At 68.0% G+C, this 12221-nt stretch carries 10 protein-coding genes; 3 read left to right on the forward strand and 7 right to left on the reverse strand.

The features are described from left to right. Positions 1 to 45 precede the first annotated feature (45 nt). Positions 46 to 3099 (reverse strand): FAD-binding and (Fe-S)-binding domain-containing protein, encoded by a 3054-nt coding sequence (locus DID98_RS29820; RefSeq protein WP_124571892.1) that lies wholly within the window; start codon positions 3097 to 3099, stop codon positions 46 to 48. Positions 3100 to 3252: 153 nt separating this feature from the next. On the opposite strand from DID98_RS29820, the gene DID98_RS29825 reads away from it, so the two are divergent. Beyond that, positions 3253 to 4143, forward strand: a complete 891-nt coding sequence (locus DID98_RS29825) for a LysR substrate-binding domain-containing protein (protein ID WP_124571893.1) — start codon at positions 3253 to 3255, stop codon at positions 4141 to 4143. A gap of 24 nt (positions 4144 to 4167) precedes the next feature. Here the strand turns inward: DID98_RS29825 and DID98_RS29830 are convergent, their stop codons facing one another. Beyond that, entirely contained in the window at positions 4168 to 5016 is an 849-nt protein-coding gene (locus tag DID98_RS29830) for a LysR substrate-binding domain-containing protein (RefSeq protein WP_124489318.1), read from the reverse strand. A 106-nt stretch (positions 5017 to 5122) separates the two neighbouring features. Here DID98_RS29830 and DID98_RS29835 point away from each other — a divergent pair, with 106 nt between their 5' ends. Next, positions 5123 to 5770 carry a LysE family translocator gene (locus DID98_RS29835; protein WP_124571894.1) on the forward strand — a complete coding sequence of 216 codons (648 nt, stop codon included), beginning with the start codon at positions 5123 to 5125 and terminating at the stop codon, positions 5768 to 5770. A gap of 43 nt (positions 5771 to 5813) precedes the next feature. Here the strand turns inward: DID98_RS29835 and DID98_RS29840 are convergent, their stop codons facing one another. The 5 genes from DID98_RS29840 to DID98_RS29860 form a co-directional block, all read right to left on the reverse strand. Further along, positions 5814 to 7262 (reverse strand): APC family permease, encoded by a 1449-nt coding sequence (locus DID98_RS29840; RefSeq protein WP_124489320.1) that lies wholly within the window; start codon positions 7260 to 7262, stop codon positions 5814 to 5816. 148 nt (positions 7263 to 7410) lie between these two features. After that, complete coding sequence (locus DID98_RS29845) at positions 7411 to 8640, reverse strand: SfnB family sulfur acquisition oxidoreductase (RefSeq protein WP_124530020.1); 1230 nt, start codon at positions 8638 to 8640, stop codon at positions 7411 to 7413. Between the two features lie 192 nt (positions 8641 to 8832). Further along, a complete protein-coding gene (sfnG, locus tag DID98_RS29850; protein WP_044848650.1) occupies positions 8833 to 9936 on the reverse strand; it encodes a dimethylsulfone monooxygenase SfnG in 1104 nt (367 codons plus the stop codon). A 35-nt stretch (positions 9937 to 9971) separates the two neighbouring features. After that, positions 9972 to 10532, reverse strand: a complete 561-nt coding sequence (msuE, locus tag DID98_RS29855; RefSeq protein WP_124523108.1) for an FMN reductase — start codon at positions 10530 to 10532, stop codon at positions 9972 to 9974. Between the two features lie 189 nt (positions 10533 to 10721). Beyond that, positions 10722 to 10958, reverse strand: a complete 237-nt coding sequence (locus DID98_RS29860; protein WP_124523106.1) for a hypothetical protein — start codon at positions 10956 to 10958, stop codon at positions 10722 to 10724. An 88-nt stretch (positions 10959 to 11046) separates the two neighbouring features. Here DID98_RS29860 and DID98_RS29865 point away from each other — a divergent pair, with 88 nt between their 5' ends. After that, positions 11047 to 12165, forward strand: coding sequence for a sigma-54-dependent Fis family transcriptional regulator (locus DID98_RS29865; RefSeq protein WP_124571895.1), 1119 nt, complete (start codon positions 11047 to 11049; stop codon positions 12163 to 12165). The last annotated feature ends 56 nt before the right edge of the window (positions 12166 to 12221 follow it).

Below are 12221 nucleotides of genomic sequence, written 5' to 3' on the forward strand. Positions count from 1 at the left end.
CGACACCGTCACGCGCGCTGCCGCGCCGCGCTCGCGGCCCGCCCGTCACGCCGCCGCACGCACGTGCTCGAGCAGCGCCTGCAGCGGATGACGCACCTGCCGCGCGGACATGCGCTTCACCTGGCTGCGGCACGAATACCCGGTCGCCAGCGCTTCACCCTCCACGTCCGGCGCATCGACATGCGCGGCCCACGATTGCGCATAGATCGTGCGCGACGTCTGCAGGTTGCGCGCCTCGTGCCCGTAGGTCCCCGACATCCCGCAGCACCCTGCCGCCTGAACCGCCAGGCGCAACCCGCGACGCGCGAACACCTGCGCCCACTGCTTGCCGCTGTCGGGCGCGTTGGTCTTCTCGGTGCAATGCGGCAGCAGCCGGTACGCTGCCGACACGCCGTGCGCGCCCGCCCCGGCCTCCGGCATCGCGTCCAGCAACCACTCCTGCGGCAGCGCGACCTTCGGCACGTCGGCGAGCCCCGTCACCTTCAGGTATTCCTGCCGATACGTGAGCGTCATCGCCGGATCGAGGCCGACGAGCGCGACACCCGAGGGCGCGAGCGCGGCCAGTTGCGTCGCGTTGCGAATCGCCGCCTGCCCGAACGCGCGAAGAAAGCCCTGCACGTGCAGCGCCTTGCCGTTCGGCGCGAGCGGCGCGAGCCACACCTGGAAGCCGATACGCGCGGCCAGTTCGATCAGCGTCGCCAGTTGCTCGGTGTCGAAATAACGCGTGAACGTGTCCTGCACGATGACGACACTGCGTGCGCGCTGCGCATCGCTCAACGCGGCGAGCGCCTGCGGCTCGGCCGGCCGCACCTTCCATTGCCGGATCACGGCCGCGAGGTCGAAGCGGCTCAGGAGCGGACTATCGACCATGCCGACGTGCCGCTCGAGCAGCGTGCGCACCCAGCCGGCGCGCATCAGGCCGTTGTACAGCGCGGGCACGCGCGCCATCCACGGCATCGTGAATTCGAGCGAGCCGATCAGGTAGTCGCGCAGCGGCCGCAAGTAGCGCTGGTGATACAGCTCGAGAAAGCGCGAGCGGAACTCGGGCACGTTGACCTTGACCGGGCACTGCCCCGCGCACGACTTGCACGCGAGGCAGCCGGCCATCGCGTCGTACACCTCGTGCGAAAAGTCGGCTTCGCCGTTGCGCGCCGCGCGGCTGTTGCGCCAGCGTTGCGCGAAACCGCGCAGGAACGGCTGTCGCGCACGCGCGGCCGCGACGACGTCGACGCCGGCCTGTCCTTGCAGACGCAACCATTCGCGCATCAGCGACGCGCGCCCCTTCGGCGACTGCACGCGTTCGCGCGTCGCCTTCCACGACGGGCACATCGCGTCGTCCGGATCGAAGTTGTAGCACGCGCCGTTGCCGTTGCAGTGCATCGCCGTGCCGTAGCTCTGCCACACGCGCTCGTCGATCTGCCGGTCGTGGTCGCCGCGCGTGGGCACCTCGTCGATCTTCAAGAGCCGCAGCGTCGGCGCCGGCGGCGTCGCGATCTTGCCCGGGTTGAACTGGTTGTGCGGATCGAACGCGGCCTTCAGCTGCTGCAGCGACGGATACAGCTCGCCGAAGAACGCCGGCGCATATTCGGAGCGCACGCCCTTGCCGTGCTCGCCCCATAGAAGGCCACCATGCCGCTGCGTGAGTTCGGCCACCGCGTCCGACACCGGCCGCACCAGCGCGGCCTGCTTCGGGTCCTTCATGTCGAGCGCAGGACGCACGTGCAGCACGCCCGCGTCGACGTGGCCGAACATCCCGTACTGCAACCCGTGGCCGTCGAGCAGCGCGCGGAATTCGGCGATGTACGCGGCGAGATTCTCGGGCGGCACCGCGGTGTCCTCGACGAACGGCTGCGGGCGCGCCTCGCCCTGCACGTTGCCGAGCAGGCCGACCGCGCGCTTGCGCATCGCATACACGCGCTTCACCGCGTCGTCGCCGGTCGCGAGCGTGTGGCCGAGGCGCTCGACGCTCGTGTCGGTGCGCAAATGCTCGACGAACGCACGCACGCGCGCATCGACGTCGCCGGCGTCGTCGCCGCAGAATTCGATCAGGTTGATGCCGAGCGTCGGACGCGCATCGTCCTGCGGGAAATACTCGGCCACGCTGCTCCACACGAAGTCCTTCATCGCGAGCATCAGCACCTTCGAGTCGACCGTCTCGATCGACAACGGCTTGAGTTCGAGCAGCGCGCGCGCATCGCGCAGCGCGTCCATGAAGCCGGCGTAGCGCACGTTGACCAGCACCGAATACTTCGGGATCGGCAGCACGTTCAGCTTCGCCTCGACCACGAAACCGAGCGAGCCTTCGGCGCCGCACAGCACGCTGTTCAGGTTGAAGCGGCCGTCCGGTTCGCGCAGGTGCGCGAGATCGTAGCCGGTCAGGCAGCGATTGAGCTTCGGAAACTTCGCGTCGATCAGCGCGGCCTTTTCGTCGCTGATGCGGCGCGCGGTGCGATAGACCTTGCCGACCCGGTCCTGCCGTGCGCAGCGGCGTTCCAGTTCGTCGTCCGCGAGCGCGTCGCTGTGCAGCTGCTCGCCGCCCATCAGCACGAAGTCGAGCGCGAGCACGTGGTCGCGTGTCTTGCCGTACGTGCAGCTGCCCTGCCCGCTCGCGTCGGTGTTGATCATCCCGCCGACCGTCGCGCGGTTCGACGTCGACAGCTCGGGCGCGAAAAACAGGCCATGCGGCTTCAGCGCGGCGTTGAGCTGGTCCTTGACGACGCCCGCCTGCACGCGCACCCAGCGCTCGCCGGCGTTGATCTCCAGGATCCGGTTCATGTTGCGCGACAGGTCGACGACCACGCCGTCGGTCAGCGACTGCCCGTTGGTGCCCGTGCCGCCGCCGCGCGCCGCCACCGCGACGTCGCGGTGCGCGGGTTCGGCGAGCAGGCGCGCGAGCAGCCGCACGTCGTCCGCATGCGCGGGACAGATCACCGCCTGCGGCAGGCGCTGGTAGATCGAGTTGTCGGTCGCCTGCACGGTCCGGTTCGCATGGTCCGCGCGGATTTCGCCGGCGAATCCGGCCGCCCGGAGGGCGGCGAGAAAGTCGCGGTAACGAGCCTCGGGCGGGCTGGCGGGACGGGGCAACGGAGCGATCGGCATGGGATGAAAGCGCAATGTGGAGGGAGCCGGTGCGCGGCCTCGATCGAAAACATGAGTTTTGAGCAAGATTTCGCGCAGCCCGGAAATCCAGTATCGTGCGAATCAGCGCGAGAAACAAACGAATTCTCCCCCGGCAAAACTTGCATAAAACTCATGAATTACCGTCGCCTGACCCCGTCCATGTCGCTGCTGCTGGTGTTCGAGGCCGCCGCGCGCCACGAAAGCTACACGCGTGCGGCCGACGAGCTGTCGCTGAGCCAGAGCGCGATCAGCCGGCAGGTCCAGACGCTCGAGGATCAGCTCGGCGTGCCGCTGTTCCGGCGTGAAGGCCGCTCCGTGAAGCTGACGGACGTCGGGCGGCGCTACTTCGTCGAGCTGAGCGGCGCGCTCGGGCGCATCCGCGGCGCGACGCTGCAGGCGATGTCGCACCAGGCCGGCGCCGGCACGCTGCGGCTCGCGACCTTGCCGACCTTCGGCTCGAAATGGCTGCTGCCGCACCTGCACGATTTCTATGCCGCGCATCCGGGCGTGACCGTGCACCTGCATTCGCGGATCGGCGGCATCGACTTCCATACCGACGATCTCGACGCGGCCATCACCGTCGGCGCGGGCGACTGGCCCGGCCTGCACGCGCACCGGCTGTACAACGAGTTCCTGATCGCGATCGCGAGCCCCGAGTCAGCCGCGCGCCGCAAGGCGGCTCCGCGTGCGCCGGCATGGGCGGCCGGGCAGACGCTGCTGGGCGTGACGAGCAATCAGCACGCGTGGGCCGAATGGTTCTCGCATTTCGGGCTCGATCATCGCGAGATGCGCATCGGTCCCAGTTTCGAGCTGACGTCGCACCTGATCCAGGCCGTGCGGGCGGGAATGGGGATCGGCCTCGTGCCGAAGGTGCTGGTGGAAGACGAGCTGAGCCGCAACGAGCTCGTGTCGATCGGCGACGCGATCACCAGCCAGCGCAGCTACTACCTCGTGTATCCGCCGGAAAACGACACACTGCCGTCGCTGGTCGCGTTTCGGGAATGGCTGCTGAAATCGTGCTGACGTGCAGGCAGCCGCGCGGCGCGCTCACGCGCGCCATTCGTCGAGAATCTGTTCGGCGAGGTAGTCGCACAGCGGGCGCGCCGATTGCGCGCTGCGCGCGAGCACGACCTCGACCGCGTCGAGCGGCGGCAGCCCTTCGTTCTGCGACAGCCGGACGAGATGCGCGGGAATGCTGCAGCGCGCGAGCGGCGCGATCGCGAGGCCGGCCTCGACCATGCTGAGCAAGCCGAGGAAGCTCGGGCTTTCGTATGACATCCGGAACGGAATCTTCTGCCGGTTCAGCGCCTTGAGCGCGTGATCGCGCGCCATGCTGCCGTGCGTGAAGAGCGCGACCGGCAGCGGCCGCTCTTCCCATACGTTCCGTTTCGCCGAGCCGGTCCACACGATCGGCTCGCGCCGCACCAGCTCGCCGGTCACGCCCTTGATGCGCGTGAGGCAGGCAAGATCGATGGTGTTGTCCTTCAGCATCGGCACCAGCGCGCTGCTCGGCTGGCCGATCACGCGCACTTCGACGCGCGGATGCATCGCGGCGAACTTGCCGAGCACCTGCGGCAGCAGCGACGAGATGTAGTCGTCCGGCACGCCGATCGTCACGCGCCCGCGGATCTCCGGCCGCACGACCGACGCCCACGCCTCGTCGCGCAGCGCCAGCATCCGGCGGCCGTATTCGGCGAGCATGCGGCCGTCGTCGGTGGCCGTGACGTTGCGCGTGTCGCGGATGAACAGCGGCTTGCCGAGTGCATCCTCCAGCGCCTTGATCTGCATGCTCACCGCCGACGGCGACCGGTGCACCGCCTGCGCGCCCTGCGCGAACGAGCCGGACTCCGCCACGGCCACCACCATCGCCAGCACATCGAGGTCGAGCTTTTTCATGTCATTCAGAAAATCTGATCAATCGATTCAGTTTATCCCGTTTTACTGTCCTCCTCCAACGCCGGACAATGGACGTCATCGACATTCATCGCGGGAAGCTGTAACCATGCATACCTCCGGCTCGCTCTACGGATTCCTGGTCATCGGCGGCCTGCTCGCGATCACGCCGGGGCCGAACATGGTCTACGTGATGTCGCGCTCGATCGCGCAAGGGCGCACCGCCGGGATGATTTCGCTGGCGGGCGTGACGGTGGGCTATCTGTTCTACATGTTCGGCGCCGCGTTCGGGATCACGACGCTGTTCCTGAGCGTGCCGTACGCGGGCACCGTGCTCGGCGTGGTGGGCGCCGCATATCTGCTCTACCTCGCGTGGCAGGCTGTCCGGCCCGGCGGCCGTTCACCGTTCGAGGTGAAGACGCTGCCAAACGAGCAGCCACTGCGGCTGCTCGCAATGGGCGCGACGACCAGCGTGCTGAATCCGAAGCTCGCGATGCTGTTCGTGTCGCTGCTGCCGCAGTTCATCGATTACCGGCAAGGCAGCGTGTTCGGCCAGTCGCTCTTTCTCGGCTCATTGCTGATCGCGGCGTTCGTGTCGGCGAACGGACTGGTCGCGATCGGCTCGAGCCGCATCGCGACGTTCCTGCACGGGCGGCCGGCGCTGCTGCTCGCGCAACGCTGGGCGATGGGCGCGGTGCTCGGCGGCCTCGGCGTGCAGATGCTCGTCGAGGCGTCGAGCATGGCGGGTGTGGCGTGACGGCCGCGACGCACGTATCGAGGTACATCGCGCCGCCGCGCGTTCACTTCGTCAGCAATTCGGCCTCCAGGTCGCGCAGTTGCTCCGGAAACCGCACGCGCAGCACCACGAACCACGCGAGCCCGACCGCCAGCAACGCGACGAACACGTATGGCAGCCATGCATAGACGCCGTCCGGCACCGGATACACGCTGCCGGCGAGCGGAATCGCGAGCAGCACGACCGCGACGACGCTGATCGCGACGTGCCGCGCGCGAAGCCTGCGTTGCCGACGCAGATAGAGCGGCGCACCGATCGCGACCAGCACGTAGGCGAGCAGCCAGCCGTAGGTGGCGATCGAGCTGAGATAGCCGTACGAATCGAGCAGCGCCGTGCCGCGTGCGGTCAGCACCAGCGCCGTCGCCAGCGCGAGCACCGCGATCAGCGCGACCGCGACGTGCGGCGTCGCGTTCGTCTCGTGCGCGCGCCCGGTCGACGCATGCAGCACGCCCTGTCGCCCGAACGTATAGACGATGCGCGCCGCCGCGTTGATCGACGAGAAGAACGCCGCGAAGAAGCTGAGCGCCACCCCTGCGTCGATCAGCACCCCGACCCACCCGGCGCCCAGCCGATGCGCTAGCACCGCGAGCGGCCCGTCGACGCGATCGAGCGGCGGCGTCTGCCCGTGGAACGCGCCGACCATCCCGTACGCGCCCACCACGAACAGCAGCGCCGGCCCGACCACGCTGATCAGCACCGCACGCGGAATCGCGCGGAACGGGTCGCGCGCCTCGGCGCCGAGCACGGTCGCGCTCTCGAACCCGGTGAAGCTGAAGAACGCCAGCACCATCCCGAGCTGCAGCTGCGTCGGCTTCACGCCTTCGAGCGTGAGCTGCGCGCGATCGACGGGATGACCGCCGAATGCGATCGTTCCGATCACGACGGCGGCGATCAGCAGCAGCGTCGCGAGCTCGACGAACAGCGTGAAGCGCGTGGACAGCCGGATGTCGCGAAACGCGATGTACCACGCGGCAAACGCGGTGACGACCGTGAGGCCGAGCACCGTGCCGAGCGGCGTGGCGCCGCCGAGCAGCCCCGTTTCGCGGCCGAGCACGAGAAACGTGTTGATCGTGCCCTGCAGGATGCCCGCCGCGGCCACCGCATAGGCGATCAGCAGCGACCAGCCGCAGATGGCGCCCCAGGTCGGCCCGATGCCGGCCGACACGTATGCATACAGCGCGCCCGGCGACGCCGAATCGCGCGCGAACACCGAGATGCTCCACGACGAGAACAGCAGCGCGACGATCGCGAACAGGTACGCGAGCCAGGTGCCGTTGCCGGCCGTCGCGAACACGGCGGGAATCAGCACGCCGATACCGCCCGACACGCCGACGAGGCCGATCGACTGCGCGATCAGCTCGGGCAGGCTCAGGTAATTGCGCCGCAGGCCGCCTGCCTGCGGCGCGGTGCCCGGCGCGGGCAGCGCCTGCGCGGGTGTGGCTGGATGGCTCATCGATTCACCTTGTCATGTTTGAGGCGGCGCGGCGTGTGCCGCGTCCGTGGCATCGCCTCGACGCGGGCCGCTGCGTGCGCCCGTACGAAAATGCGCATCGCGGCGCGCATCGGAACGACGTCACGGCAACGACGCCGGCTCGGGTTCGTCAGTTCCACGAATGGCGCGCGGGCTTCGCGCCGTTGAGGTAGTAGTTGCCGATCGCGTGGTATTTCCAGCGCACGGGATCGTGCAGCGTATGCACGCGCGCGTTGCGCCAGTGGCGGTCGAAGTTGTATTTCGCGAGCGTCGACTTGCTGCCGCCCAGTTCGAACAGCTTGCTCGCCGCGAGCAGCGATACCTCGGTCGTCGCGATCTTCGCCTCGCCGACGGCGATCGCGGCCTGCGCGACCGTGTCCTCGTCAGGCTCGCGCTTCGCGACGTCGACGAAGCGCCCCGCGCGCGCGAGCAGCGCTTCGGCCGCATGCACGCGGTACGCGATGTCGCCGATCTGCGCGATCGTCAGCGGGTCCTCGCTTGCGCGTTCGACGCCGCTGTCGATCCAGGGCCGCGCATGCTGCTGCACGAATGCGATCGTGTCCTGCAGCGCGGCGCGCGCGATGCCGAGATCGATCGCGGCCGTCGTGATCTGCGCGAACGGGCCCGCGAAGGTCGGGCGATCGTACGAACGCTGCGTGTGGAAGATCTCGAACGCGCTCACGCGCACGTTCTCGGCGATCACCGTGCCGCTCGCGGTGGTGCGCTGGCCGAAGCCGCTCCAGTCGTCGACCACGGTAAGCCCCGGCGCGCCCTGCCGCACGAATGCAAGTACCGCCTGGTCCGCCTCGTCGAGGGCCAGCACCGGAATCCAGTGCGCGAACAGCGTACCGGTCGAGTAGAACTTGCGGCCGTTCAGCACGAATCCGTCGCCGTCGCGGCGCACGCGGGTCCGGATGTCGAGCACGTTCTTGCCGCCCGCTTCCGAAAACGCGTTGCCATAGCGCGCGCCCTTCAGCACGAGATCGAAGAAGAAGCGTTTTTGCGCATCGTTGCCTTCGAGACGAATATCCTCGATCAGGCAGTAGTGATTCTGTGGAATCTGCCCGATCGACGGGTCCGCCTGCGAGACGATCGCAATCACTTCCGCGAGCGTGACGTTCGACACTTCCGCGCCGCCGTATTCGCGCGGCACGGTGATCCCCCACAGTCCGCTCGACGAGAACAACTCGATTTCGTCATACGGCAGCTTCCGTTCGCGATCGCGCAGCGCCGCATGTTCGGCGAGTCGCGCCGCGACCTGATGCGCGACGTCGAGCGCTTCGGCATCGGAGCCGATGACGGGAACCGGCGCAGCGTCTGCTTGCGGCCGCGTGTGTTCTTCGATGATTTCCGTGGACATGGAGTTTCCGGCAAAAATCTGCATGGATCGACGGCGCCGCGCAGGCATCCGTCGACCGCCTGTTTCGATAGGGGAAGCGTCAGTCACCTGCGATGCTCCTCGCAGGCAGTCCGTTCGCCCGCCCGGTGCGCGGCCTGCGTCAGCGTCTCAGCGTCTCAGCGTCTCAGCGCCTCAGCGCGCAGGCGCCGCGCATCACGCGGCAACCGCCTGCCGCTGCGCTTCCAGTTCGCGCACGAGCGGCAGCACGCGCTTGCCGAAGTACTCGACTTCCTCGATGAAATGCAGGAACCCGGCGAGCACGAGATCGACGCCGATCGCCTTCAGCGCGACGATCCGCTCCGCGATCTGCTGCGGCGTGCCGATCAGGTTCGTGCGGAAGCCGTCGTTGTACTGCACGAGATCCTCGAACGTCGATTTCGCCCAGTTGCCCTCGCCTTCCGGCGACGCCTTGCCGGCCTCCTTCACCGCATCGCCGAACGCATTCACCGCCTCGACATGCGCGTGCCGGATGATGTCGTCGAGCACGGCCTTCGCCTCTTCCTCGGTATCGCGCGCGATCACGAACGCGTTGACGCCGATCCGCACGCGATGGTTGTTCGCAGCGGCCTTCGCGCGGATGTCGTCGATCTGCGCCTTCAGGTTCTCCGGCGTATTGCCGTTCGTGAAGTACCAGTCCGACACGCTGGCCGCGTTGTCGCGTGCCGCGCGCGAGCTGCCGCCCTGGAAGATCTCCGGGTGCGGTTTCTGCACGGGCTTCGGGCTCAGCGTGTAGTCGTTGAAGCGGTAGAAGTCGCCCTTGAACGTGAAATTGTCCTGCGTCCAGATGCCCTTGAGTGCCTGGATGAATTCCTTCGAGCGCCGATAGCGTTCGTCGTGCTCGAGCCACGGCTCGCCGATCGCGGTGAACTCGCCCTTGAACCAGCCGCTCACCACGTTGATCGCAATGCGTCCGTTCGAAATGTGGTCGATCGTGGCAAGCTGCTTCGCGACCACGGCCGGATGCCACGGCCCCGGCAGGATCGCCGCGAGCACCTTGAGCTTCGTCGTCGCGTGCAGCAGCGCCTGGCTGAACGACACCGACTCGTGCTGGTATTCGGCGCCGTAGCCGGCCGTGAAGCGGATCTGGCTCAACGCGTAGTCGAAGCCGGCCGCTTCGGCTGTGCGCGCGAGTTTCTGGTTGTATTCGAGGCTCCAGTCGGTACGCTGCTCGATCGTGCTGACGACGAGGCCGCCGCTGACGTTCGGCACCCAGTATGCGAATTTGACGCCGTCGGCCGAAGGTTCTTGAATGCTCATGAGAAGTCCTGATCCAATGGAAAACGAGAGACGGGCTACGCGGCCGCGGCGGCAAGCGCGCGCGGACGCAGCTGCGGCACCGCACGCTCGACCGCGAGCGCGATGCGTGCGCGCAGTGCGGGGTTCGCGATCTCGTAGCGGTCGAAATCGCTTTCGGCCGCATACACGCCGATCGGCAGCGTGCGCGCCTGGAAGAAGCTGAAGAGCGGCCGCAACTGATGGTCGATCACGAGCGCATGCCGCTCGCTGCCGCCGGTGGCCGCGAGCAGCACCGGCACATCGACCAGCGACTCGTGATGCACGAGGTCGAACAGGTGCTTGAAGAGGCCGGTGTACGACGCGCGATACACGGGGCTCGCGACGACGAGCGCATCGGCCGTCTCGATCGCGCGGATCAGCGCGTCGAGATCGGGCGGTACCTGCGCGCGCTTCAGCGCGCCGGCCAGCCGGCTGCCGATTTCGCCGAGTTCGATCGACCGTGCGTCGATCGGCACGGCATCGCCGAGCGCGCTGACGATCGCGTTCGTCAGCGCCAGCGTGCGTGACGGCCGCTGCAGGCCGCCCGAGATGGCGACGACGTTGAGGGTATTGCTCATGCCATGCGTTCCCGTTGTCGAGTTGCGCGTTGCCGCGCCGATACCGTGTCGAGTCCGCAAGGAGCGTGCCATTGTCGACGCAGGCGCGATCGCGTCGATCTTCTGCATCACGAAATATCGTCCGAGCGCCCGCCTGGCATGGCTTCCGCAGCCATATGACCGGCCGCGGCAAGCGTTCCGGAAATCACGTCACATCGATATTCCGCACGGCGATGAACCGGCGGAAACAGCCGTGCTGATGCGCTGCTGCTCAATCAGCAGTGCCGCGCGCTCCAGCCGTCCGATCGCAACGCCCTGCGCGCGTCGCGCCGAGCGCAATGCCGTCGAATCCGCTGTCACGGCAGCACGTTCCCGCGCCGTTGCATCCTGCGCAGCAATCCCGCTTTCGTTATCAGAAATCGATGTTTCCCGTGCGGCGCAAAACACTGAACACTCTGCTGACCGGGCAGCAACCGGACCGCAGCGCCCGTCGGCGCGGGTCCGGCCCGTTCGATCGACTTACGCCTTCATCGCCATGACTTCACTGTTTGCCACGCCACGTCCGGTCAATCTTCGTGTCGTCACCGCGCAGCCGGACGAATCGCATAGCGCGCCCGCTCCCGCCGTTCCGGCGCACCACGCACCGGTCCGCCCACGTACGCACGTCTTCGTCGATCCACGTTCGCTCGCGCTACTCGAGCGCGTGCGGTGCGTCGCGCCAAGCGACGCGAACGTGCTGATCGTCGGCGAAACCGGCACCGGCAAGGAGCTGATCGCGCGCCACGTGCACGACGTCAGCCATCGCGGCGGCGGGCCGTTCGTCGCCGTGAATTGCGGCGCGCTCTCCGACACGCTCGTCGACAGCGAACTGTTCGGTCACGAGAAAGGTGCATTCACGGGCGCGGCCGGCACGAAGCCGGGCTGGTTCGAGGCCGCGAACGGCGGCACGCTGTTTCTCGACGAGATCGGCGACCTGCCGCTGTCGATGCAGGTCAAGCTGCTGCGTGTATTGCAGGAACGCGAGGTCGTGCGGCTCGGCTCGCGCACGAGCATCCCGATCGACGTGCGCGTGGTGGCCGCGACCAACGTCGACCTGCAGCAGGCGGTGGCGGACGGACGGTTTCGCGGCGACCTGTTCTACCGGCTCAACGTCGTGCGGCTCGACGTGCCATCGCTGCGCGAACGGCCCGGCGACATCCTGCCGCTCGCGCGCCACTTCTTCGACGCATACCGCGGCCGCCTCGGCCACGGGCCGCGCAGCATCGATCCGCGCGCGGCACGCCGCCTCGAAGCGCATTCGTGGCCCGGCAATATCCGCGAATTGGAGAACGTGATGCATCACGCGCTGCTGGTGAGCCGTCACGATGCACTGCAGGACACCGACCTGAACCTGGCATCGTCGTGCGTGCCGGTCACGGCCGCGGGGGAAGCGGCGAGCCGGGTGCCTGCCCGGGAAGCGCTCGAGCTGGCGCTGTGCGCGCTGTTCGACGAGGCGCACGAGAACCTGTTCGAGTATATCGAGGACACCGTGATGCGGGTCGCGTTCGACTTCAGTCACCGCAACCAGATCCAGGCCGCGCGCCTGCTCGGCATCAGCCGCAATGTGCTGCGCGCGCGCTTGATTCGCGCGAAGGCGATCGCGGCAGCCAAGTAGGCGCGATCGCGCGGCGGCACGCGGCGCCGCGCGTCAGGTGCTGCGGGTGACGGCCG

Source organism: Burkholderia sp. Bp8984 (assembly GCF_003853755.1).
Taxonomy (GTDB): domain Bacteria; phylum Pseudomonadota; class Gammaproteobacteria; order Burkholderiales; family Burkholderiaceae; genus Burkholderia.

Bases quoted from the DNA above. Each gene is read 5' to 3' on its own strand.
- msuE (WP_124523108.1), bottom strand. From the start codon at position 10,532: ATGAGCAATACCCTCAACGTCGTCGCCATCTCGGGCGGCCTGCAGCGG.
- DID98_RS29840 (WP_124489320.1), bottom strand. From the start codon at position 7,262: ATGAGCCATCCAGCCACACCCGCGCAGGCGCTGCCCGCGCCGGGCACC.
- DID98_RS29835 (WP_124571894.1), top strand. From the start codon at position 5,123: ATGCATACCTCCGGCTCGCTCTACGGATTCCTGGTCATCGGCGGCCTG.
- DID98_RS29865 (WP_124571895.1), top strand. From the start codon at position 11,047: ATGACTTCACTGTTTGCCACGCCACGTCCGGTCAATCTTCGTGTCGTC.
- sfnG (WP_044848650.1), bottom strand. From the start codon at position 9,936: ATGAGCATTCAAGAACCTTCGGCCGACGGCGTCAAATTCGCATACTGG.
- DID98_RS29830 (WP_124489318.1), bottom strand. From the start codon at position 5,016: ATGAAAAAGCTCGACCTCGATGTGCTGGCGATGGTGGTGGCCGTGGCG.
- DID98_RS29825 (WP_124571893.1), top strand. From the start codon at position 3,253: ATGAATTACCGTCGCCTGACCCCGTCCATGTCGCTGCTGCTGGTGTTC.
- DID98_RS29845 (WP_124530020.1), bottom strand. From the start codon at position 8,640: ATGTCCACGGAAATCATCGAAGAACACACGCGGCCGCAAGCAGACGCT.
- DID98_RS29820 (WP_124571892.1), bottom strand. From the start codon at position 3,099: ATGCCGATCGCTCCGTTGCCCCGTCCCGCCAGCCCGCCCGAGGCTCGT.